This window comes from Fictibacillus macauensis ZFHKF-1, from assembly GCF_000269865.1.
Classification (GTDB): Bacteria; Bacillota; Bacilli; order Bacillales; family Fictibacillaceae; genus Fictibacillus_C; species Fictibacillus_C macauensis.
In genome coordinates, this window is record NZ_AKKV01000005.1 from 58,559 (window position 1) to 79,132 (window position 20,574).

Here is a 20,574-nt window from a genome sequence, read left to right on the forward strand (position 1 = left end):
CAAGAAGGTGAGAAAGTATGGATCATTTACAACGCTGTAAGTGGAGTGAAGCAAGTACGTTACTACAGAGCTATCATGATCAAGAGTGGGGAGAACTTGTTACAGAGGATGATGCGCTTTTTGAATGTTTAACGTTAGAAATGTTTCAAGCAGGGCTTAGCTGGAGTACAATTTTGCATAAACGAGAGCATTTCAGACAAGCCTTTGATGCCTTTAATGTACAGAAGGTAAGAGATTATTCAGAGCAACATGTGGAGGTACTTGTAAATAATGCTAGAATCGTAAGGCACCGTAAGAAAATTGAAGCAACCATCGAGAATGCTAGACGCTGTGCCAACCTAATTGAGCAATATGGCAGTCTTTATCAGTATATGTTGCAGCTTCCAACTGACGTAGAAGAGAAAAAGAAAGCACTTAAACAAACGTTTAAACATGTTGGGCTGACTACAGCAGAAAGTTTTCTTATGGCTACGGGCTTTATTTCTCCTCATCATGAGCCGCAGTGTTGGAAAAAGAATTATGAAAAAAGATAAACACCACCCCCTCTTTCTACATAGTGTATAAAAGAGGGGGTGGTATTTTATGAATCCATATGAAATTTACATTTCCGTTAAACACAAAACGTTAATCTTATTTAAAAATCAACAACCATATAAGCGTTATAAGATTGCTACTGGTGCGATTTTAACACCAACACCAGGTGGAACGTATACGATCGTTAACAAAGACCCCGAAACGGGCGGTCCATATGGCGCAATGTGGATGGGATTATCCGCACCACACTATGGCATTCACGGAACAAACGACCCATCATCGATTGGCCATAACGTCTCGCACGGCTGCGTTCGCATGCACAATAAAGATGTGCTAGAGCTAGCAAGCATTGTACCGATCGGGACGAAGGTGCATATCGGTGGGTGATTAATTAAGGTCTTCCTGGTACATCATGGAAACTAGGGATTATTTCTCCAGCTGCATTCTCATGAGTAGATACTTCATTAATAACTGGTTTAGCAATCAATAGTAATCCTGTAGCTAATAATAATAAACTAATTTTTTTCATAATAAACCTCCAGTTTTTTATACAATATGTTTTCTCGAACTATTTGCGATACGATAATACGTACTGGCCTTTTTATACTGTGATTGTTCAAAATACCAATCAGCTAATACTTCACAAAATTCAGATGTAAATTCCCAATGATTATTCTGTTGGAAAAAAGGTATCGCATTTTTGGTCATAAAGTGCTCAAAATCTTCAAATTCAAATGAGCCAAGTCTATATTCTAAAAGTTTCAGATGAAAAAAATGAGGATTATTTTTAGTATCCTTTATATTTTCTAAACCCTTAGTAATGTATGTCTGGCAATCATCAAACTGATTTAATTTAAAATAAGCACTAGCTATTAAAAAGTAAGTTGGTGCAGTATTGTAATCACTTTGATTTCTCGTTTCTAAAACTTTTTCGTAAAGTTTTATTGCCTTCTCATGTTCCATTTTACAAGAATAAACAAGTCCTAAATTATGGTAAATAACTGATGAAATAAACTTATCTTTAAACTGCAACGCATATTTTAATGCTTGATTGTAATGATACTCTGCTTCATCAAAATTATTTGCTCTCCTAAAACTAATGCCAATTAAAATTTGACAATCTGCACTTCTAGAATAAAGATACTCACTGTCAAAAATACTAAGCGCTTTAAATGCATACGTATGAACAGGACTTATTGCTGATAAATAAGAATAGCAGTATGCAATCAGGTAGAAGAGATGACCTAAAAATGCAGAACGAACCTTGACTTCTTTTGAAATTGCTTCTGCTTTTAACGCAAGTTCAAGCCCCTGTACATGATTACCCTTCTCACTAAAATAGATTGTTTTACATGTGTAATAGAAAAAAACCAATTCTGGGGTCAGATGTTCAAACGTTTTTTCAATTTCTTGAATGTTCTTATCCACAATGTCTAAATCTCGATTTTGGGGAATTAAATAATATCTCATCTGAAATATTTTATATCTGAGTATAATTTCAGGATTATGAGTATTATTAATTTTTTCCCTAATAGATTTGAACATTTCTGCAGCAACTTCCGTATGGCGATTTACCATTAATAAGTTCCATTCATCAAGAAGCCCCAAAATTTCGTCGGTATCTTCTTCCTCTGGCGAAATACCTAATCGCTTACATAAAAGATTGAGAACTTCATCACTTGACCTGGCATCACCCTTTTCAATTTTACTTAAATAGGAAACGGAGCAAATTCCCTGAGCCAGTTCTTCCTGGGTTAGGCCTTTGGTTTTTCTATAATATCTTATTCGCTGACCGACCATGAAATCCCCCTTTCGGAACTTGGGAAAATTGTCACGCTATCCCCGTTGTTTGTTGGGAACTAAACTACTAGCTTTCCCAATACATGTCTGCAAATATCTTTGTTATGATAAATATAACAGAAAATTATTGACTTTTGGAAGAAAACAATCAACAAATTTTTAAAAATGAGAGAAAATCGTGGTAAGAAAGTTACAACCGGCTCATTTTAAAGGAGGTAGACATGATGGCGAAAATGTATGCGCAAGATCCACAACTAGATATCCAGAATCTGCTATATGTCTCGAATGGTAAGGCGGATGCCGGGAATGAAATTCTTTCCGATCAAGATACTGTGTTTTCCTATACAGACGTGTATAAAGACCAGGTGGGAAACTACTGGTTCTCAGCCAATAGAGATCATAACAAGAATCAATATACGGTCTCAATATTAGACCAGAAAAGTAATACTGTTGCCTCGTACAACGTTAAAGGCAAACCGAGCTTTTATGAATTTGCAGAAGACATTATTATTGCTTGTGAAGGAGATGGGTCTAAAGGCACCCTTTATCACTTCAAAAAGCAGTCCGCTATATTGGTGAAAGAATGGAAGGTGAGTGGCCTTCTTTGGGAAGTGGAAATGCAAGCAGATACGCTATATGCGACAACATATATTGTAGAAGAAGATCAAGCTGTTCTTTACAGAATTAAGAACGGTAGAAAGAAAAGAATCAATTTAAGCAAAAGTGCGACCCCGACTGACATTCTTTGCATGAATCAGTCCGTTTATATTTCCCTGGCACCCATCTTATATGGTGATCCGAAAATGCTACTGGAGCTCACAGAAGGTGGGAAAATCATTCGGCAGCTCCCGCTAGCGATTTCGCCTCGTACGCTGCACCAAGTGAATGAACAGGAGTTGCTCATTTATGAGCTCGATCTTTCTTCAGGCAAGTCGGAAAAGATTGTCTACGTTAATGTGGTGAATGGTGAACAATGGACGCATCATATTCCACATTCGCAAATTGTTTCCTGCACAAGCCGTTCATTATCACTATTAGAACAAGAAAGCAAAACACTTTATACGTGGGATCATACCGATCGAACGATCGTAAAAAGTCAACGCATTTCATAGAACATGAAGCAAATCCTTTTCCTTTAAGGATTTGCTTTTTATTTACACAAAAACAGGGTATAAGAATAAGAAGCTATGTCTCTAGAAGGAAGGGTGGAAAGGAGCGCATTACATTGAAGCATACTTTTTCGAATTGGACGTGGCATGATGAAGTGGATTGGGGCTTTGTTGATCAAAGCGAGGAACCGTTGTTTCATGAAGCTTCTTGTCAAGAATGGATCGATAAAAGCAAACATACAGCCAATAATGTGTTAACCGTTCATGTTTTAGAAGAGCCCGCCTTGAGTGGTTCGCTGATTTACCAACAAAGTGAGCAAGAGGAGCAAATGCTTTTTCATTTTTTTGTTACAGAACAACAATTAATTACAAATGCTTTTTATGTAAATACAATGAATAAAGCAGAAATGATTCAGCGTATGAAAACGTGCCCTACAGCATTAGAAGGTTTTTTCGTTCTATTGGCACAGCTCTTAAACCATCACTTACACGGTATTGATTCATTTGAAACGCAATTAAAAGCATTGCAATATAACATGAGAAACAATAATAGCCGAACCATTTTGGAAAATATTTATTATTTACGTCAAGAATTGCTGTTATGGAGTGATTTAACAACACCGATTGAAGAAATAAAGCGCGGCGCACAAGAGGCGTTTTTAGAAAGTGGTACAAATCAGATAGAGTTTCAACGAACTAGTTTACGTATTGAACGTACGCTAAGCCTCATTAATCACTATAAGCAAGATATTGAAACGATGATTCATCTTGAAGAAGTAATGTCTGCTCATCGAGGGAACGAGATTATGAAAACACTCACCGTCGTTACCGTTTTATTTACACCTGGGATGATGCTCGGTTCCATTTGGGGAATGAATTTTAAAAATATGCCCGAATTAGATTGGAAGTATGGCTATGTGTATGCCTTGCTTGCCATTGTAGTGACGATTGCAGGGGTTTATGGATGGTTACGCTGGAAAGGTTGGACTGGTGATTTATTAAAAAATCATCACAGAAAAACGAGGCTATTGCGTAAAAGTACAGTAAAAACGTCCGATACGAAAGAATGAGCGCTAGGAACTTTGTAATGATTCTCTGGCAGAAATTCTATAAAAGTAGAAGGAAATAGCGGCTTTAAGCTGAAATGTTTAAGAGCTAGAACGCTCACAAAGGGGTGATTTCATTGTATATTGTTCATTCGACATTTGCAGTGCCAGAAGGAAAAGCAGAAGAAGTAATTTCTATTTATAAAAATCGATCTCGGTCAGTCGATCAAGCAGAAGGATTTATAGATTTTTTACTTCTTCAAAACGAGAAGCGCCCAGGAGAAATTACGGTTCAGCTCACATTTGAAACAAAGGAACAGTACCTTTCGTGGGTACGCAGTCAACAGTTTAAAGACATTCATGATTTAGAAAAGAAATATCCCGATCAAGAATTAGCAGCGATTGTACCTACAGTTCGTCAATATAAGGTGGTGGCAACGTGACTACAGACTTTGAGGAAAGGATTGTTGACGAAGTAATTGAGCAAATGTATAGCGATTACCCAAGCCTCTTTGATCGGTATGGTGAAAAAGGAAAACGGAAAGCTGTAGAAGATAATTATCATCATATGAAGCATTTGGCAACAGCATATGAGCTAAATAATCCACAAATGTTCGTTGATTATGTACGCTGGTTACAGGGCATTTTACAAGGACATGGTATGACGGCTGCTTTACTGCGGTATAATTTTGAAGCAATCGATCTGCGTTTGGCGGTTATGACTCAAAATGATCGTGTGAAGACGTACAGAAATTACTTATCTCTTGGCATCCAAGCTCTACAGTAAAAACATAAGGAGGAAGTGAGCGTGGAGACTCAAAAACCTCAGCAGTTTGCCTCGTATTTGCTTGCTGGCGACCAACAAAATGCCATTCGTCTTTTGCGAGCAATCGCCACAAATCAGCCTAGGTTTCGTGTTTATCAAGAGCTTTTAACGCCGGCAATGCGCTACATTGGCGATTTATGGGAACGAAATGAAATCACGGTTGCAGAAGAGCATGTTGCGACAGCTGTCTGTGATTTTGTACTTGCGCAATATCATTATCGCCCCGATGATCAGCGCGTGTTGCCAGTGCATAGTCATAACTATAAAGCGATGTTTTCTTGTTTAGAAGGAGAGCAGCATGCGCTTGGGTTAAAAATGGTTGCTGGTTTATTTGATGAACAAGGTTGGGACACACGGTATATGGGGGCGGACCTTCCACTTGAATATACAGTTGGCAAAGCCAAGATGTGGCAACCGGATGTGATTGGTCTATCTGTTTCACTGCTCTATCATTTACCGAATTTGCGGGCCTATGTAGAGAAACTTGAGGGATTAGACTATGGACCAACCGTGCTCGTTGGAGGTCGGCTTGCATCTAAGTACGATTTAAGGCCGTATTGTTCAAACCACACGGTTATTATAGAAGATATGACGAAGCTAGAAAATTGGCTGAAGCTCTATAAAGCAGGAGAGAAACAGAATGCTAGTCACTGATTATGCACTACCAGTACCGTACATTAAAGTAAATGAAGCGTTAGAGGTGCTGTATTATTCTGAAAAGGCGGCCCAGCTTTTTCATATCCCTTATAATTTTCTCCATTTAGCAGATGAGGAAAATGAAAGGAAGCTTCGTGGCTTTTTAGCGTTGTCTCGCGATGATCGTCCGTTAGAAATTAGTCTACAAACGAAGGAAAGCCCTTTTGAACTGTTTGATTTATATGTTACATGGGATCATTACGTTCATGGTCATATCATTTGCATACGAAAAGAAGATACAAATGCGAAATTAGAACAAATGGTTCAACAGTTGCAACACCGACTACTCACAACGGACTTTGAATTGTTTGAAAAGAAAGAGGAGCTTGAAAAAGCTTTTTATGCAATTGATCAATTATCAGGGCCTTTTATTATGCTTTCTGGTGGTGTTGCTCTCATTCCTTTGTTCGGCGATATTACGGATCGGAAAATTAATGCCATTAAAGAACAAACGTTAAAGCGCGCATATGAACACGAGCTTGAAACAGCGCTATTCGACTTTACAGCTGTAGGAACGATTACACTTGAGGGGCTATTACAATTAGATCAACTCTTTCGCGCATTAAGGTATATGGGAGGTATTGCTGCTGTCATAGTGGGTGTAAAACCAATTCATGCGCAACAATTACATAATTTAGATTCTGCTGTATCGTTTACTACGTTATCCACATTAAAAGATGCGCTACAAAAATATATTTAAAGAAAACCAGAAGAGCTGTGCGTAACAGCTCTTCTGGTTTTCTTAACGGAGGCGGAAGGTTGTGAATGGAGCAAGGACTACTCCGCCTAAAAAGCCAAAGAGATGACCATAGACAATCCCTTCACTTCCATCTAATGAAACAAAGCTTAAAATTAAACCAATAACGATTAACGGTAAAAGAAGCTGACGTCCTTCTGTGCCAAGGATGTGTTTTTTAAAGAATAATAAGTACGTATACACACCATATAATCCAAAAATAGCACTGGAAGCGCCTAGATAAGCATAGTTTTCCGGTAATAAATAAAGAAGTAAGAGGTGGGAAAGGATTCCGGATCCGAAATAACTAATTATAAATAACCCTTTACCGAGCAATCGTTCTAATAGAGGTCCAAAGATAAAAAGCGAAAAGGAATTAAACAAAAGATGTGGAAATTCAATATGCGTAATAAGGGGAGTGATGAGTCGCCAATACTCGCCTTGCGAAATCGCTTCGTTATATCCAATAAAGGTAGTGCTTAGTTCTACTTCTAACGGTGTAAAGGTCATAAGCACATACACAATGAGTTGAATAGCTAAGATGGCAGAAACGAGTGGATAGCGTTTTAAAAATTCTTTAAAGGATTCTTCTCGTGCAAACAAGTGAGATCACCGCCTAAGTATAGTATAGTAATTTTACCATAGTCGTGAGATTTTAGAACAGTAAAGAAGCGAGGGAAAAGGGTAATGATTGTTGGACTAGGATTAGATGTTGTCGAGCTTTCGCGCGTTGAAAAAGTGCTGCAGCGGCAGCCTCGTTTTGCAGAGCGTATATTAACATCATTAGAAATGGAAACGTATAACGGATACAGCGGTAAACGAAAAATTGAATTTCTTGCCGGCCGCTTTGCGGCTAAAGAAGCATATGCAAAAGCAAAAGGTACAGGCATTGGTAAAGATTTATCGTGGCATGATATTGAAATCATTCGCCATAGCTCAGGAAAGCCAATGATTGCCCAACCAGAAGAAGGGATGTGTGTACACGTCTCGATTACACACACACGAGAACTAGCGGCGGCTCAAGTGATTTTTGAAGAAATGACGTAAGGATCGAAAAGCTAGTCTGCATATTGTCCTACTTCTCCTCATATATTGTATTGCGGTCGGGAGGGATGTCCTGTTTGATGTACAGGTACCCTCTTTGTCAAATACAAGGGCGAAGGGGATAGAAGAGAATGAAGAAGACACTATCAACGATCTTGATGGCGTTTGTATTCATATTCGTATTGGCGGGTTGTGGCGCGAAAAGCCAAGAGGATGTGGTTACATCGCTCGGAAAGAAAATGGACAATATGACAGGATACAAAGCAGATGCTGTAATGACGTTGAATACCGGTGAAAAACCATTGAAATATTCATTGGAAATTTGGCATAAAAAACCGAACTTTTATCGTGTTCATTTGAAGAATGAAAAGAAAGATCAAAGCCAAATGATTCTGCGAAACAAAGAAGGCGTATTTGTTTTAACACCTGCACTAAATAAAAGCTTTCGCTTCCAAAGTGACTGGCCGGAAAATAATAGCCAAGTGTATTTATTTGAATCCCTTGCAGCTGATGTGATTAACGATACAGATCGTGCCTTTAAAGCAAAAGAAAATGCGTATGTGTTTCATACAAAAACAAACTATCAAAATAAAAATTTATATCAGCAGGAAATTACGTTCGATAAAGACTTTGCGCCTAAGCTTGTGCGTGTAATGGATAAGGATGCAAAAGAGCTTGTAAGTTTGAAGTTTTCAAATGTAAAATTTAATGCCAAGTTTGATAAAGGTGCTTTTGATATGGAAACGAATATGACAGGTGCCCAAATGGAGCTTCCGACGATGACGCCTGCAGCTAGTAAAACGATGAATGTTCTTTATCCAAAGTATACAGGCCCTGGACACATCGAGCTACAGGATGAAAAGCAAGTAACGACAGAACTAGGCAAACAAGTCGTTCTAAAGTTTAGTGACAAAAACAAAAAAACGACCTTTACGTTAATTGAACGCAACGCAGATGCAGTCTCAACATCCGCTGGGAAACGAGCAAGGCTGACTCTGAATGGTAGTGAGCCAGTCGATCTTGGCTTTACAGTTGGGGCAATGAACAATCATTCGGTCACGTGGACATATAAAGGAACGGATTTCTTCTTAGCCTCCAATTCTTTAAAACAAGAAGAGTTAACGGCTATTGCTCGCTCTGTGATGGCAAAGGGCTCTAAATAATTGAACAAGTGAGTAGCTGTTTTACGCTTTTTGTGAAACAGCTCTTTTTCTTTCTAAATGCTGACTGACTACGCCTCTTCATGTAAAATAGCGGATAGAGATTGTGTTCACTGTATAAGATAATAAGTAAAAGAGGCGGTTGGCATGAACTATTATAGAGATACGTGGGCAGAAATAGATTTGTCTGCCATTCAAGAAAACATTGCATCCTTTCGAAAACATCTTCCTCAAAAAACGAATATAATGGCGGTCGTAAAGGCGAATGCGTATGGACATGGTGCCTATCAAGTAGCAAGTGCAGCTGTGGAAGCAGGTGCGACATGGCTCTCGGTTGCTTTAATGGATGAAGCGATTGCGCTTCGAAAGCAAGGAATAGAAGAGCCGATTCTAGTGATGGGTGTGACGCGTCCAAGCGATGTTCGCCTTGCATATGAATGGAAGATTTCACTAACCGTTTTTCAACAAGAGTGGTTACATGAGGCTAGTAAGCAACTTGTCGATGGTGAAGCGGTAAATGTTCATCTTAAGGTCGACACGGGCATGGGACGAATCGGAGCGCGCTCATTCGAAGACATTCAGCAGGTAGCAACAACGATTGCGAGTAATCCTCATTTTATTTTTGAAGGAATGTTTACACACTTTGCGACGGCAGATGAACTGCAATCTGAACTTGTTGACCAACAGTTTGCAAGGTTCGAAGACGTTGTCGACATGGTGCGGCAAATGGGGGTCGAGCCTACCTACTTGCATTGTGGGAATAGTGCGGCTAGTCTGCGTTTTCCTACAAAGCTTTTTAACATTGCTCGCATTGGCATTGCGATGTATGGATTAACCCCTTCGCCTGAAATGAAAGCTGTCCTGCCATTTTCGTTAAAACCAGCGCTTAGTCTTCATACGAAATTAGTTCATGTGAAAAAAGTGGAGCCTGGTGATACGGTAAGCTATGGAGCTACGTATGTCGCTTTAAAGGAAGAGTGGATTGGCACGCTGCCAATTGGGTATGCAGATGGATGGATTCGTCGCTACGGTGAAAATGGTGAAGTGCTCGTGCAAGGAAAGCGTACACGATTTGCTGGGCGCATTTGTATGGATCAATCCATGATTCAGCTACCCCATGAAATGAACGTAGGCGAAACAGTCACTTTAATCGGTAGACAAGGAGAAGCGGAGATTTCAGCAGATGACGTAGCCCGTCAGGCTATGACAATAAATTATGAGATTTCATGTCTTCTTACAGCTCGTGTACCGCGAATTTATAAAAAACAAGGTCGAATTTTAGAAAAAATGAATGCAATTTTAAATTTTTAGCAGAATATTAGCAGGACTATAGCAAATAATGAAGAATAATAACTCTGAAAATCGTTTTGCAAAGCTCAATCTGAAATGTTAAGATTATACTTGGTTCATTATGAACGAATACTGTTTATGTGTACTAACAATGAGAAAGCTTTGCTCTGGAGGTGTGGGTGTGTCCGAATTGGCTAACACAAAAAGAATTGTAATCAATTTACCTCAACAACTCATTAATGAGGTCGACCGCATGATTAAGAAAGAAAATTTAGACCGGAGCGAGTTCATACATCAAGCAACAAAGATGTATATCCGCGAAAAGAAAAAACGTCAGATTCGAGAGTCTATGAGACAGGGATACATGGAGATGGCGAAAATTAATTTAAATATTGCTTCTGAGGCCTTTCTTTTGGAGGAGGAAGCTGAACTTACCTTAGACCGCTTAGTTAGCGGGGTGTAGGCCATTGATCGTAAAACGCGGAGACGTTTACTTTGCAGACCTTTCCCCTGTTGTCGGCTCAGAACAAGGTGGAATCAGACCCGTTTTAATTATACAAAATGATATCGGTAACCGATTCAGCCCGACTGTCATTGTTGCAGCCATTACGGCTCAGATCCAAAAAGCGAAATTGCCGACGCATGTTGAAATAAATGCGAAAAAATACGGCTTTGAACGTGATTCAGTTATTTTGCTTGAACAGATAAGAACAATCGACAAGCAAAGGCTGACCGACAAAATTACGCATCTTGATGACGAAATGATGCGACGCGTTGATGAAGCGTTACAAATCAGTCTCGGTCTTATCGACTTTTAAACTGCCGTTTTTTTAAGAAAAAACAGCAGTTTTTTTTATTTTAGATGAGGTCAAGCTAGAGATGGCGCATTTCCTTTAGGAAACAGTATTATAGAAGAAAATTGAAAGCATACCGAACAAAATAAGCAAAAGTATAAATTGGTAATAAGTTACTAGTAACGTGTGAACATGATTTCGATGTAGTTGTCGAACCTTATAGCTAAAGATTGCAAGAATGGACGAGAAATGGAATAATATTTGTAGTGTAGCGACCACTTAGGGGGATTAGAATGAACGCCGAAACAATGAATGTTATACAAATGAAACGAAGCCGAATTAAGGAGCTTTGGGAACAAGAGCTTGGCGGCTTTAAAACGGAAACGAGCGCCATGACACCCCATATGTACAATGAGCTGAACCGTGAATTTCTTGATCTATTAATGAATCACGTCAGCCTTGGAGATATTTCGGAAGATGGCACGCTAGAACGTTTTTTTGATAAAGTTCTTCGAGCGAATATGCCGCTTGAATATATTACACAAGGGCTGCAAACGTACCGAAGAATTATTCTTGAAGTGGTTTTAGAAGAAGACTTGAATAAGGACGTTGCCATTGAAATTTATCGAGAAGTCGATTATTGGATGGATCCAATTCTTAATAAAGTAGTTACGAATTCCTCGCGATTATGGGAACGCACGGTCTCCATTCAAAAATCTGCTCTTTTAGAACTCTCAGCCCCTCTTATTCCTGTCTTTCAACATATTAGTGTTATGCCATTAATTGGTACTATCGATACAGAGCGGGCAAAGCTTATAATGGAAAACCTATTAGAAGGTGTTATTCAATATCGCTCTCAAGTAGTGCTTATTGATATAACGGGTGTGCCGGTTGTTGATACGATGGTAGCACATCATATTATTCAAGCAGCAGATGCTGTTCGCTTATTAGGATCAACATGTATTCTTGTCGGAATCCGACCAGAAATTGCACAGACGATCGTCAGTTTAGGTATTGATTTAAGTTTATTCCCAACAAGAAGCACGTTACAAAAAGGGATGGAACAAGCGTTAGATATTACAAACCAACAGATTGTGAAGGAAAAATAGGGAGTGGACAAACGATGAGGATTCCTATTTTAAAACTACATGAATATTTGCTAATTACCATTCAAGTAGAATTAGATGACCAAACAGCACTGCAATTTCAGGAAGACCTTTTAAATAAAATACATGATACGGGTGCCAAAGGCGTTGTCATTGACTTAACGTCTGTAGACATGATTGATTCATTTATCGCTAAAGTATTAGGTGATGTTGTACGCATGTCGAAGTTAATGGGAGCCCAAGTGGTTTTAACCGGTATTCAACCAGCGGTGGCGATTACTCTTATTGATCTTGGAATCTCCATGAGAGAAGTGCCGACTGCTCTCGATCTTGAACAAGGGCTAGATAAATTGCGACTGGAACTGGAGGGATGACCATGAACATCCAATCCTGTGTAGAAGTTTGCAATGAATGGGACATCGTCAGCGCAAGACAACTCGGCAGAAACATGGCAAAAGAGCTTGGGTTTGGCAATGTCGATCAAGCGCGCATTACGACGGCTATTTCAGAATTGGCGCGAAACATTTATTTGTATGCGGGCAACGGGAAAATTTGCATTGAAGCAGCTGAAAAAATGGGGAAGCGCGGATTGAAAATTATCGCAACTGATAACGGACCAGGGATTAAAGATATCCGAAAAGTAATGGAAGATGGCTATACGACGTCAGGTGGACTTGGAGCTGGCCTTCCAGGTGTAAAACGCCTAATGGATGAATTTATGATTGACTCCGTTGTAGGTTCTGGAACAGAAATAATTGCCACGAAATGGCTTCGTTAGGAGGTGTTGCGATGAGTGATCGCGATTTAATCATTGATCGTTATAAAGATTTGCTGAAGACCTACTTAAAAGGGAAAAGTGAAACAGCGTTGTACAAAGGGCAACAATTTAGTAGAAAGCTCATCGAACAACAAATATCCCCTGATGATGTGTTGAGCGATCATGTCAGCGTTCTACATGAGTTATTTCCAGACATGTCCGAGGAATTGAAGGATTCTTTCGATTTTCTTCTCGAAGTCATGATTGGCTATGGCTTTGCTTATCGTGAGCATCAAAGCTTGCGCACGCGGCAACGTCAGCTGGAGTCAGAAATTGAAGTGGCAGCAAGCATGCAACAGACGCTTTTAATGAGTGACGTGCCAACAGTGGACGGGCTCGATATTGGAGTAAAAAGCGTCCCCGCTAAGAAAATGAATGGGGACTATTTTAACTTTGTAAAAGATCATAAATCAGTTAGTATTGCGGTTGCCGATATTATCGGTAAAGGAATACCAGCTGCTCTTTGTATGTCTATGATTAAGTATGCGATGGATAGTCTGCCGGAGCAGCGCATGCAACCAAATTTGTTACTGGAAAATTTAAATCGCGTCGTTGAACAAAATGTTCATCCCAATATGTTTATTACAATGCTCTACGGGCTTTACGATACAGACTTGCATGAATTTTATTATGCGGGTGCTGGTCATGAGCCTGGCTTTTTTTATCGAGCGAGTGAAGATCGATTTGAAGATATGTTTGCTAAAGGGCTTGTCCTTGGCGTATCGCGACAGACGAGATATAAAGAATATCAACTGCGTGTTAACCTTGGTGATATGATTATCTTGCTATCCGATGGTGTGACAGAATGTCGGACGAGTAAAGGGTTTATTGAGCGAGATGAAATTGTTGATTTGATTCGAGCTCATATGCATAAACCGGCTCAAGAAGTTGTAGAGTCTGTCTTTAATGAACTTGAACGACTTCAGGAATTTGAACTGAGGGATGATTTCACATTAATTATTTTAAAAAGAAAGGTTTAATCAACCTTCTTTAAGGGTAAACGATGGTTATGGGTTTAGATAAATTCCTGGGGGGAAAATAATGAATCTTCACATTACACAAGATACTATAGATACAATTGATCACTTACAACTTGTTGGAGAAGTGGACGCTTATACAGCACCAAAATTAAAAGAAGTGCTCGTTCCACTGACAGAAAAGCAAGGTGCTACTATAGTGATTGATCTACAACAGGTTGATTATATGGATAGTACAGGTCTTGGTATTTTCGTTGGGGCGCTTAAATCAACGAAGAAAAACGACGGAACGATGAAGTTATCAGGTATGACGGAACGTGTTAAACGTTTGTTTGAAATTACCGGCCTGACAGAGGTTATGGATATAGACAATGAGGTAAAGGGGGAGGCCAGATGAACAAAGCCTCTGATTTTATCGAGCTAACGCTACCGGCAAAAGCTGATTATGTTGGTGTCGTACGCCTAACAATCTCGGGTGTAGCTAACAGAATGGGCTTTTCGTTTGATGAAATAGAAGACATTAAGATTGCCGTTTCAGAAGCATGTACGAACGCTGTTAATCATGCGTATAAAGGTGCTGAAGAAGGACAAATCCGCATTGGTTGCGGAGTGTACGATAATCGACTCGAAATTATGGTAGTTGATCGTGGCAAAAGCTTTGATTATGATACACTTAATCAACTAGGACCCGTTAATGGTAAGTCGATTGATCAGTTGAACGAAGGGGGTCTGGGTCTCTTCCTTATTGAGTCACTCATGGATAAAGTAGAAATTAGCGGTGACGAGGGTGTGATCGTTATGATGACGAAGTATCTTCACAGAGATGAGGTGGAGGAAAATGTCGACAGGACCTCACCAGCACCTACACAATAAGGAACAAGTATATAAATGGATTGCCGAGCTTCAAGAAGACCCAAAAAATGAAGTCATTCAAACAAAGCTCGTTCACCAATATGAGGATTTAGTTCATTCGCTTGCACGTAAATTCTCTAAAGGAAAAAGCATTCATGAAGACCTCGTTCAAATTGGTATGATTGGACTGCTAGCAGCGCTTCGCCGGTACGATTCGGAATTTGGTCGTTCGTTTGAATCGTTTGCAGTGCCTACCATTATCGGTGAAATTAAGCGATTTATCCGTGATAAGACTTGGAGTGTTCACGTCCCACGTCGAATTAAAGAGCTGGGTCCTCGCATTAAAAAAGCGGTTGAAGAGTTAACGAATACTCTCCAACGCTCTCCAAAAATCCAGGAGATCGCTGATTTCCTTGAAGTTTCCCAAGAGGAAGTACTTGAAACGATGGAAATGGGCAAAAGCTATCAAGCCTTATCGGTCGATAGCTCTATTGAAGCGGATCAAGAAGGTAGTACAGTAACGCTCCTCGATCTTGTTGGAAAACAAGATGATGGGTTTGAACAAGTTGATAAGCAAATGGTATTGCAAAAAGCATTTGCAGTCTTAACAGAGAGAGAGCAAGAGATTCTTAAATGTACCTACTTTGAAAACTTAAGTCAAAAAGAAACGGGAGAACGTTTAAATATATCCCAAATGCACGTTTCTCGTTTGCAGCGCCGTGCTTTAGATAAGCTCCGAGATGCCATTCGAATTGAACCATCGGAGGCATTGAAATGATCCAAGATTTTTCCTATGACAAAATTGCTGTCTCCTCTTTTCAGAAACCTAAAAAGGGGAATGAACAATGTGGAGACAGCTTTTATTGTTTGGAAACGCCTGATTACTTTATTTGTGCCGTAGCTGATGGTTTAGGCAGTGGCGTAATGGCCCGTGCTGCTTCCCAAGCGGCAATCACCGTTGTGGCGGAGCATCATCATCTGGAGCTAGATGAGCTCATGCATTTATGCAATAACAACTTAAAAGGAACACGCGGAGCTGTTCTTTCTATTTTCAAAATTGACTTTCGTGATCACCGGGTACTTTATGCCGGAGTAGGGAACATACGCTTTATGATGAACACTGGTACGGAGCGCTTAATTTATCCTCTTCCGACAGTCGGTTTTTTATCAGGCAAGCCACAGAAATTTCGTATTCAAGAATTTCCTGTTGAAAAAGAAACAGCATTTATTATTTATTCTGATGGAATGGAAATTCATACGCAAAGTCGAGCGATTTTATCAAATATGGTTTCGCCTCGAGAATCAGCCGCTTATTTAGGACAGGTAACCCAAACGTTAACAGATGACGCGACCTGTCTAGTTGGAAGAACATCATTATAACAGTGTAGGCCAAGGGAGTCCCTTTGGCTTTTTTTGTTTTTCCTTTGTAGTACAGCTCTAAAGGCATAATAATGGTAAACTTAAGAGAAAGTAACTCTAGTAAGGGAAGGGAGTTCTTCTATATGGAAACAATCAAAGAAACAGAATCGACTGGAGTCGATGTAGCGAAACTTGCTAAAGGTGTAGGTGTAAAGGAACAACAAGCAAAAAACGTCATTCAACTATTAAAAGACGGCAATACCGTCCCGTTTATTGCCCGCTACCGTAAAGAATTAAGCGGTGGCTTAGACGAAGTGCAAATTAAAGATATTATGGATACATGGCAGTATATGGAGAACCTGCATGTTCGTAAAGAAGAAGTTCTTCGTTTGATCGACGAACAAGGCAAATTATCAACAGAACTTGCAACAGCAATTAAGAAAGCTGAAAAGCTACAAACCGTTGAAGATTTGTATAGACCCTATAAGCAAAAACGACGAACGCGGGCGACCGTTGCAAAGGAAAAAGGCTTAGAATCACTAGCCGCGTTTTTATGGAAACAATCTGCAACGGCTAATGTAATCGAACAGGCTAAGGCTTTTGTAAGTGAAGAAAAAGAAGTGGCTACAGTAGAAGAAGCCATAAGTGGGGCACAAGACATTATTGCTGAACAGCTTTCAGATGATGCGGGTCACCGTTCGTGGATTCGCGAGCTTACTTTTAAAGAAGGAACACTTCGTACGGCTATTAAAAAAGGGGCAGAAGACGAAAAGCGTGTGTATGAAATGTACTATGAATACGAAGAACCTGTCCAAAAAATCGTTCCTCACCGCATATTAGCCGTGAATCGCGGAGAGAAAGAAAATGTTTTAAAAGTTGATCTCCGTGCTCCTGAAGAGAAAATTTTAACGAGACTGAACACATTTGTTGTAAAAAAAGGGGCGGAAGCGACCCGTTCTTATATAGAAGCAGCAATAGAAGATAGCTATAAGCGACTAATCGGTCCGGCGATAGAACGTGAGATTCGCAACGAATTAACCGATAAAGGCGAAGAACAAGCGATTCATATTTTTTCAACCAATCTAAAAAACTTATTGTTACAATCTCCTTTAAAAGGGAAAATGGTGCTCGGCGTCGATCCAGCTTATCGAACAGGTTGTAAATTAGGGGTTGTGGATGAAACCGGGAAAATGCTTCATATTCAAACGATCTACCCAACACCTCCACGTTCTGAAGTAGAAAAGTCACGAGGAATTGTGGAAAAGCTGATTCATACATATAACATTGAAGTCGTGGCCATTGGGAATGGGACAGCTTCGCGAGAAACTGAGCAGTTCATTGCCGATACGCTTCGTAACCTGAACACTACCGTGTCGTACATTATCGTCAATGAAGCGGGAGCGAGTGTGTATTCTGCCTCCGCCATTGCGCGTGAAGAATTTCCTGACTTGCAGGTGGAAGAACGCAGCGCCATCTCCATTGCTAGACGGTTGCAAGATCCACTAGCTGAGCTTGTGAAAATCGATCCGAAATCAGTTGGTGTAGGACAATATCAACACGATGTCACCCAAAAGCGTTTGAATGAATCGTTAACTTTTGTGGTGGAAACGGTCGTAAACCAAGTTGGAGTGAATGTAAATACAGCCTCTTCTTCTTTGTTGCAATATGTAGCAGGTTTATCGAAAACGGTGGCCCAAAACATTATTAAAGCTCGCGATGAAAAGGGAAAATTCGAAAAGCGGGAGGAGTTAAAGAAAATCCCGCGTCTCGGTGCGAAAACGTATGAACAGTGTATCGGCTTTTTGCGAATCCCTGACGGTACGAATCCGCTGGATCAAACGGGTATTCATCCAGAATCATATCGAGGTGTGCAACAACTGTTGCAATACATTGATAGTGACGTTAGCATGTTAGGATCAGAAGACTTACGAAATAAGTTAAAAAACATGAACGTACAAGAAATGGCTAACAGACTCGCGGTAGGTGAACCGACGCTTCAAGATATGATTGACGGTTTACTTCGTCCGAACCGAGATGTTCGTGAGGAACTTTCAAAACCACTGCTAAAAACAGATGTATTAAAGCTTGAAGATTTACAAAAAGGCATGGAATTAGAAGGAACAGTGAGAAACGTTGTTGATTTTGGTGCCTTTGTTGATATTGGCGTTAAACAAGATGGTCTCGTGCACATTTCGAAGCTCCGCAGTCAATTTGTAAAGCACCCAATGGACGTAGTAAGTGTCGGTCAAGTTGTAACTGTATGGGTCGATAGTGTTGATCTTGCAAAAGGAAGAGTTGCTCTTACGATGTTACCTCCTGACAAGAGCTAATGTTCCTGAGTTGACTCGTTTTTCTGATTATAGAAAAACCAGCATTGATTCAAAAGGCGGATTTGGTATCTGTCTTTTTGAAAATAAGCTTTACGAAGCTGTTTTTTAAACCATGTAGGCATAGACAAAACCTCCACTTATTGAAGCGTGGTTTAGTCTATGTCGCATGGCTTGTTGATGTGAACAACTTTTTACGTTTATAGAAGGAGGGAAGACTGTGGAAGAACAGGAGTTGCAGATTCTCGTCGAAGAGATCTCGCTACGCTATTTTCAAAAACCATTCAAACATAAGGCCCGCTTTAATAGCCGTCTTAAAACAACAGGTGGCCGTTATTTATTGCGATCTCATCATATTGAAATCAATCCGAAGCAGCTTTCTGTCTATGGAATGGAGGCGCTCATCGGAATTATTAAACATGAGCTATGTCATTACCATCTTCATATAGAAGGAAAAGGCTATCAGCATCGCGACTCTTCGTTTAAAGCCTTGTTAGCCAAGGTAGGTGGTCCTCGTTTTTGTCAATCGCTCCCGAATGTGAAACGCTCGTCATCCAGCATGCAGCACACCTACATTTGTACGCAGTGCCAAAAGCAATATACGAGGAAACGACGCATGGATGTAGCTCGGTATGTATGCGGTATATGCCGTGGAAAACTTGTTTTATTAAAAAGTGAAAAAAGCTGTTGACTTGTCCGTTTGTTCTGTGGTAAATTAATAAAGTCGCTGACAGACATCACGTTACATACGAAAAAAACAACTTAAAAAAGTTGTTGACATCGAAAGCGAAATGATGTAAGATATTAAATGTCTTCGAAAAAAAGAACGTAACATTCCACAGTAGCTCAGTGGTAGAGCTATCGGCTGTTAACCGATCGGTCGTAGGTTCGAGTCCTACCTGTGGAGCCATATAGAGAAGTACCCAAGTGGCTCAAGGGGCTCCCCTGCTAAGGGAGTAGGTCGCTAACGCGGCGCGAGGGTTCGAATCCCTTCTTCTCTGCCAGCTTTAATGGCCCGTTGGTCAAGCGGTTAAGACACCGCCCTTTCACGGCGGTAACACGGGTTCGAATCCCGTACGGGTCACCATTTTTACAAACGTAACGAACAAACATACGGACTCGTGGTGTAGTGGTTAACATGCCTGCCTGTCACGCAGGAGATCGCCGGTTCGACCCCGGTCGGGTCCGCCATTTTTACTTAACTCTAATAATAAATTAAATGTTTAAGAATAGCATTCATTGGGCTATAGCCAAGCGGTAAGGCAACGGACTTTGACTCCGTCATGCGTTGGTTCGAATCCAGCTAGCCCAGCCATTTTTAATGAGCCATTAGCTCAGTTGGTAGAGCATCTGACTTTTAATCAGAGGGTCGAAGGTTCGAATCCTTCATGGCTCACCATCTTCTTATAAAGGGAAGATGAAAACACATCTTGCGGGTGTGGCGGAATTGGCAGACGCGCTAGACTTAGGATCTAGTGTCTTTGACGTGGGGGTTCGAGTCCCTTCACCCGCACCATTGTTTTTTCTCATAAAAGTTTTCGCGGTCGTGGCGGAATGGCAGACGCGCTAGCTTGAGGGGCTAGTGGGGGAAACCCCGTGGAGGTTCGAGTCCTCTCGACCGCACCATATAGCCTTTACAACTTTATAGAAATTTTAAGCATCATACGCGCCCTTAGCTCAGCTGGATAGAGTGTTTGACTACGAATCAAAAGGTCGGGAGTTCGAATCTCTCAGGGCGCGCCATTTACGGGAAGTGGCTCAGCTTGGTAGAGCACCTGGTTTGGGACCAGGGGGTCGCAGGTTCAAATCCTGTCTTCCCGACCATCTGATGCGGGTGTAGTTTAGTGGTAAAACAAGAGCCTTCCAAGCTCTGGTCGTGAGTTCGATTCTCATCACCCGCTCCATTTACTTTTTGGGCCTATAGCTCAGCTGGTTAGAGCGCACGCCTGATAAGCGTGAGGTCGATGGTTCGAGTCCATTTAGGCCCACCATTATCTAAGGGCTAGGTACTTGACATTCGCTCTTAGAATGGATATACTAGAAAAGTTCTCTTGAAAAAGAGACATAAACAAAATGTTCTTTGAAAACCAAACAAAAGCCA

At 40.5% G+C, this 20,574-nt stretch carries 27 protein-coding genes and 12 tRNA genes; 35 read left to right on the plus strand and 4 right to left on the minus strand.

Annotated features, from left to right (window positions below; genetic code table 11):
• The first annotated feature begins 17 nt into the window (after positions 1-17).
• Both A374_RS00505 and A374_RS00510 read left to right on the plus strand, forming a co-directional pair.
• Positions 18-533 carry a DNA-3-methyladenine glycosylase I gene (locus A374_RS00505; protein WP_007200214.1) on the plus strand — a complete coding sequence of 172 codons (516 nt, stop codon included), beginning with the start codon at positions 18-20 and terminating at the stop codon, positions 531-533.
• A 49-nt stretch (positions 534-582) separates the two neighbouring features.
• A complete protein-coding gene (locus tag A374_RS00510; RefSeq protein ID WP_007200215.1) occupies positions 583-921 on the plus strand; it encodes a L,D-transpeptidase in 339 nt (112 codons plus the stop codon).
• A 4-nt stretch (positions 922-925) separates the two neighbouring features.
• Here A374_RS00510 and A374_RS20405 read toward each other — a convergent pair whose 3' ends face one another.
• Both A374_RS20405 and A374_RS00515 read right to left on the minus strand, forming a co-directional pair.
• Positions 926-1,063 carry a hypothetical protein gene (locus tag A374_RS20405; protein ID WP_156793086.1) on the minus strand — a complete coding sequence of 46 codons (138 nt, stop codon included), beginning with the start codon at positions 1,061-1,063 and terminating at the stop codon, positions 926-928.
• A 17-nt stretch (positions 1,064-1,080) separates the two neighbouring features.
• Positions 1,081-2,334: a tetratricopeptide repeat protein gene (locus tag A374_RS00515; protein ID WP_007200216.1), complete on the minus strand. Its 1,254-nt coding sequence runs from the start codon at positions 2,332-2,334 to the stop codon at positions 1,081-1,083.
• A 221-nt stretch (positions 2,335-2,555) separates the two neighbouring features.
• Here A374_RS00515 and A374_RS20800 point away from each other — a divergent pair, with 221 nt between their 5' ends.
• The 6 genes from A374_RS20800 to A374_RS00545 all read left to right on the plus strand — a co-directional run bounded on the left by A374_RS20800 (position 2,556) and on the right by A374_RS00545 (position 6,711).
• Positions 2,556-3,446 carry a hypothetical protein gene (locus A374_RS20800; RefSeq protein ID WP_162098285.1) on the plus strand — a complete coding sequence of 297 codons (891 nt, stop codon included), beginning with the start codon at positions 2,556-2,558 and terminating at the stop codon, positions 3,444-3,446.
• A 113-nt stretch (positions 3,447-3,559) separates the two neighbouring features.
• On the plus strand, positions 3,560-4,513 hold the full coding sequence (locus A374_RS00525; protein ID WP_007200218.1) for a magnesium transporter CorA family protein: 954 nt from the start codon (positions 3,560-3,562) through the stop codon (positions 4,511-4,513).
• A gap of 113 nt (positions 4,514-4,626) precedes the next feature.
• The gene (locus A374_RS00530) at positions 4,627-4,932 is read left to right on the plus strand and encodes an antibiotic biosynthesis monooxygenase family protein (RefSeq protein WP_007200219.1); all 306 of its coding nucleotides are present in this window, start codon (positions 4,627-4,629) and stop codon (positions 4,930-4,932) included.
• Positions 4,929-5,276, plus strand: coding sequence for a hypothetical protein (locus tag A374_RS00535; RefSeq protein ID WP_007200220.1), 348 nt, complete (start codon positions 4,929-4,931; stop codon positions 5,274-5,276). The genes A374_RS00530 and A374_RS00535 overlap by 4 nt, the downstream gene beginning before the upstream one ends.
• Before the next feature lie 21 nt (positions 5,277-5,297).
• Positions 5,298-5,969, plus strand: a complete 672-nt coding sequence (locus tag A374_RS00540) for a cobalamin B12-binding domain-containing protein (RefSeq protein ID WP_007200221.1) — start codon at positions 5,298-5,300, stop codon at positions 5,967-5,969.
• Positions 5,956-6,711: an STAS domain-containing protein gene (locus A374_RS00545; protein WP_007200222.1), complete on the plus strand. Its 756-nt coding sequence runs from the start codon at positions 5,956-5,958 to the stop codon at positions 6,709-6,711. Before A374_RS00540 ends, A374_RS00545 begins: the two co-directional genes overlap by 14 nt.
• A 42-nt stretch (positions 6,712-6,753) precedes the next feature.
• Here A374_RS00545 and A374_RS00550 read toward each other — a convergent pair whose 3' ends face one another.
• On the minus strand, positions 6,754-7,350 hold the full coding sequence (locus A374_RS00550; RefSeq protein WP_007200223.1) for a rhomboid family intramembrane serine protease: 597 nt from the start codon (positions 7,348-7,350) through the stop codon (positions 6,754-6,756).
• A gap of 84 nt (positions 7,351-7,434) precedes the next feature.
• On the opposite strand from A374_RS00550, the gene acpS reads away from it, so the two are divergent.
• The 14 genes from acpS to A374_RS00620 all read left to right on the plus strand — a co-directional run bounded on the left by acpS (position 7,435) and on the right by A374_RS00620 (position 18,476).
• The gene (acpS, locus tag A374_RS00555; protein WP_007200224.1) at positions 7,435-7,794 is read left to right on the plus strand and encodes a holo-ACP synthase; all 360 of its coding nucleotides are present in this window, start codon (positions 7,435-7,437) and stop codon (positions 7,792-7,794) included.
• 128 nt (positions 7,795-7,922) lie between these two features.
• Positions 7,923-8,954, plus strand: coding sequence for a LolA family protein (locus A374_RS00560; protein WP_007200225.1), 1,032 nt, complete (start codon positions 7,923-7,925; stop codon positions 8,952-8,954).
• 144 nt (positions 8,955-9,098) lie between these two features.
• Positions 9,099-10,262 (plus strand): alanine racemase, encoded by a 1,164-nt coding sequence (gene alr / locus A374_RS00565; protein WP_007200226.1) that lies wholly within the window; start codon positions 9,099-9,101, stop codon positions 10,260-10,262.
• A 160-nt stretch (positions 10,263-10,422) separates the two neighbouring features.
• Positions 10,423-10,704, plus strand: coding sequence for a CopG family ribbon-helix-helix protein (locus tag A374_RS00570; RefSeq protein WP_007200227.1), 282 nt, complete (start codon positions 10,423-10,425; stop codon positions 10,702-10,704).
• A 4-nt stretch (positions 10,705-10,708) separates the two neighbouring features.
• Positions 10,709-11,059, plus strand: a complete 351-nt coding sequence (gene ndoA / locus A374_RS00575; protein ID WP_007200228.1) for a type II toxin-antitoxin system endoribonuclease NdoA — start codon at positions 10,709-10,711, stop codon at positions 11,057-11,059.
• 269 nt (positions 11,060-11,328) lie between these two features.
• Positions 11,329-12,144 (plus strand): RsbT co-antagonist protein RsbRA, encoded by an 816-nt coding sequence (locus A374_RS00580; protein ID WP_007200229.1) that lies wholly within the window; start codon positions 11,329-11,331, stop codon positions 12,142-12,144.
• A 14-nt stretch (positions 12,145-12,158) separates the two neighbouring features.
• Positions 12,159-12,515: an STAS domain-containing protein gene (locus tag A374_RS00585; RefSeq protein WP_007200230.1), complete on the plus strand. Its 357-nt coding sequence runs from the start codon at positions 12,159-12,161 to the stop codon at positions 12,513-12,515.
• 2 nt (positions 12,516-12,517) lie between these two features.
• The gene (locus tag A374_RS00590; RefSeq protein WP_007200231.1) at positions 12,518-12,919 is read left to right on the plus strand and encodes an anti-sigma regulatory factor; all 402 of its coding nucleotides are present in this window, start codon (positions 12,518-12,520) and stop codon (positions 12,917-12,919) included.
• A gap of 11 nt (positions 12,920-12,930) precedes the next feature.
• Positions 12,931-13,938 carry a PP2C family protein-serine/threonine phosphatase gene (locus A374_RS00595; RefSeq protein WP_007200232.1) on the plus strand — a complete coding sequence of 336 codons (1,008 nt, stop codon included), beginning with the start codon at positions 12,931-12,933 and terminating at the stop codon, positions 13,936-13,938.
• Positions 13,939-13,999: 61 nt separating this feature from the next.
• Positions 14,000-14,332, plus strand: coding sequence for an STAS domain-containing protein (locus tag A374_RS00600; protein ID WP_007200233.1), 333 nt, complete (start codon positions 14,000-14,002; stop codon positions 14,330-14,332).
• Positions 14,329-14,808: an anti-sigma B factor RsbW gene (gene rsbW / locus A374_RS00605; RefSeq protein ID WP_007200234.1), complete on the plus strand. Its 480-nt coding sequence runs from the start codon at positions 14,329-14,331 to the stop codon at positions 14,806-14,808. Before A374_RS00600 ends, rsbW begins: the two co-directional genes overlap by 4 nt.
• Complete coding sequence (gene sigB / locus A374_RS00610; RefSeq protein WP_007200235.1) at positions 14,774-15,565, plus strand: RNA polymerase sigma factor SigB; 792 nt, start codon at positions 14,774-14,776, stop codon at positions 15,563-15,565. Before rsbW ends, sigB begins: the two co-directional genes overlap by 35 nt.
• Positions 15,562-16,167: a PP2C family serine/threonine-protein phosphatase gene (locus A374_RS00615; protein ID WP_007200236.1), complete on the plus strand. Its 606-nt coding sequence runs from the start codon at positions 15,562-15,564 to the stop codon at positions 16,165-16,167. Before sigB ends, A374_RS00615 begins: the two co-directional genes overlap by 4 nt.
• A 122-nt stretch (positions 16,168-16,289) precedes the next feature.
• The gene (locus A374_RS00620; RefSeq protein ID WP_007200237.1) at positions 16,290-18,476 is read left to right on the plus strand and encodes a Tex family protein; all 2,187 of its coding nucleotides are present in this window, start codon (positions 16,290-16,292) and stop codon (positions 18,474-18,476) included.
• Here the strand turns inward: A374_RS00620 and cmpA are convergent.
• On the minus strand, positions 18,473-18,598 hold the full coding sequence (gene cmpA, locus A374_RS19740) for a cortex morphogenetic protein CmpA (RefSeq protein ID WP_007200238.1): 126 nt from the start codon (positions 18,596-18,598) through the stop codon (positions 18,473-18,475). The genes A374_RS00620 and cmpA overlap by 4 nt on opposite strands.
• Positions 18,599-18,693: 95 nt before the next feature.
• Here cmpA and A374_RS00625 point away from each other — a divergent pair, with 95 nt between their 5' ends.
• From A374_RS00625 to A374_RS00685, 13 genes are all read left to right on the plus strand, one after another.
• Complete coding sequence (locus A374_RS00625) at positions 18,694-19,164, plus strand: SprT family protein (protein WP_007200239.1); 471 nt, start codon at positions 18,694-18,696, stop codon at positions 19,162-19,164.
• Between the two features lie 144 nt (positions 19,165-19,308).
• Positions 19,309-19,383, plus strand: a tRNA-Asn gene (locus A374_RS00630).
• Positions 19,384-19,386: 3 nt separating this feature from the next.
• Positions 19,387-19,477 (plus strand) — tRNA-Ser (locus tag A374_RS00635).
• 8 nt (positions 19,478-19,485) lie between these two features.
• A tRNA-Glu gene (locus A374_RS00640) sits at positions 19,486-19,560 on the plus strand.
• Positions 19,561-19,588: 28 nt separating this feature from the next.
• Positions 19,589-19,664 (plus strand) — tRNA-Asp (locus tag A374_RS00645).
• 49 nt (positions 19,665-19,713) lie between these two features.
• A tRNA-Gln gene (locus tag A374_RS00650) sits at positions 19,714-19,788 on the plus strand.
• Between the two features lie 8 nt (positions 19,789-19,796).
• Positions 19,797-19,872, plus strand: a tRNA-Lys gene (locus A374_RS00655).
• 33 nt (positions 19,873-19,905) lie between these two features.
• Positions 19,906-19,989 (plus strand) — tRNA-Leu (locus A374_RS00660).
• A 24-nt stretch (positions 19,990-20,013) separates the two neighbouring features.
• Positions 20,014-20,099 (plus strand) — tRNA-Leu (locus A374_RS00665).
• A 40-nt stretch (positions 20,100-20,139) separates the two neighbouring features.
• Positions 20,140-20,216: transfer RNA gene (locus A374_RS00670), tRNA-Arg, on the plus strand.
• Between the two features lie 4 nt (positions 20,217-20,220).
• Positions 20,221-20,297 (plus strand) — tRNA-Pro (locus tag A374_RS00675).
• Positions 20,298-20,303: 6 nt separating this feature from the next.
• Positions 20,304-20,377 (plus strand) — tRNA-Gly (locus A374_RS00680).
• 10 nt (positions 20,378-20,387) lie between these two features.
• Positions 20,388-20,464 (plus strand) — tRNA-Ile (locus A374_RS00685).
• The last annotated feature ends 110 nt before the right edge of the window (positions 20,465-20,574 follow it).

Bases quoted from the DNA above. Each gene is read 5' to 3' on its own strand.
- A374_RS00505 (WP_007200214.1), top strand. From the start codon at position 18: ATGGATCATTTACAACGCTGTAAGTGGAGTGAAGCAAGTACGTTACTA.
- A374_RS00510 (WP_007200215.1), top strand. From the start codon at position 583: ATGAATCCATATGAAATTTACATTTCCGTTAAACACAAAACGTTAATC.
- A374_RS20405 (WP_156793086.1), bottom strand. From the start codon at position 1,063: ATGAAAAAAATTAGTTTATTATTATTAGCTACAGGATTACTATTGATT.
- A374_RS00515 (WP_007200216.1), bottom strand. From the start codon at position 2,334: ATGGTCGGTCAGCGAATAAGATATTATAGAAAAACCAAAGGCCTAACC.
- A374_RS20800 (WP_162098285.1), top strand. From the start codon at position 2,556: ATGATGGCGAAAATGTATGCGCAAGATCCACAACTAGATATCCAGAAT.
- A374_RS00545 (WP_007200222.1), top strand. From the start codon at position 5,956: ATGCTAGTCACTGATTATGCACTACCAGTACCGTACATTAAAGTAAAT.
- acpS (WP_007200224.1), top strand. From the start codon at position 7,435: ATGATTGTTGGACTAGGATTAGATGTTGTCGAGCTTTCGCGCGTTGAA.
- A374_RS00560 (WP_007200225.1), top strand. From the start codon at position 7,923: ATGAAGAAGACACTATCAACGATCTTGATGGCGTTTGTATTCATATTC.
- alr (WP_007200226.1), top strand. From the start codon at position 9,099: ATGAACTATTATAGAGATACGTGGGCAGAAATAGATTTGTCTGCCATT.
- A374_RS00580 (WP_007200229.1), top strand. From the start codon at position 11,329: ATGAACGCCGAAACAATGAATGTTATACAAATGAAACGAAGCCGAATT.
- A374_RS00585 (WP_007200230.1), top strand. From the start codon at position 12,159: ATGAGGATTCCTATTTTAAAACTACATGAATATTTGCTAATTACCATT.
- A374_RS00590 (WP_007200231.1), top strand. From the start codon at position 12,518: ATGAACATCCAATCCTGTGTAGAAGTTTGCAATGAATGGGACATCGTC.
- A374_RS00595 (WP_007200232.1), top strand. From the start codon at position 12,931: ATGAGTGATCGCGATTTAATCATTGATCGTTATAAAGATTTGCTGAAG.
- A374_RS00600 (WP_007200233.1), top strand. From the start codon at position 14,000: ATGAATCTTCACATTACACAAGATACTATAGATACAATTGATCACTTA.
- rsbW (WP_007200234.1), top strand. From the start codon at position 14,329: ATGAACAAAGCCTCTGATTTTATCGAGCTAACGCTACCGGCAAAAGCT.
- sigB (WP_007200235.1), top strand. From the start codon at position 14,774: ATGTCGACAGGACCTCACCAGCACCTACACAATAAGGAACAAGTATAT.
- A374_RS00615 (WP_007200236.1), top strand. From the start codon at position 15,562: ATGATCCAAGATTTTTCCTATGACAAAATTGCTGTCTCCTCTTTTCAG.
- A374_RS00620 (WP_007200237.1), top strand. From the start codon at position 16,290: ATGGAAACAATCAAAGAAACAGAATCGACTGGAGTCGATGTAGCGAAA.
- cmpA (WP_007200238.1), bottom strand. From the start codon at position 18,598: ATGCCTACATGGTTTAAAAAACAGCTTCGTAAAGCTTATTTTCAAAAA.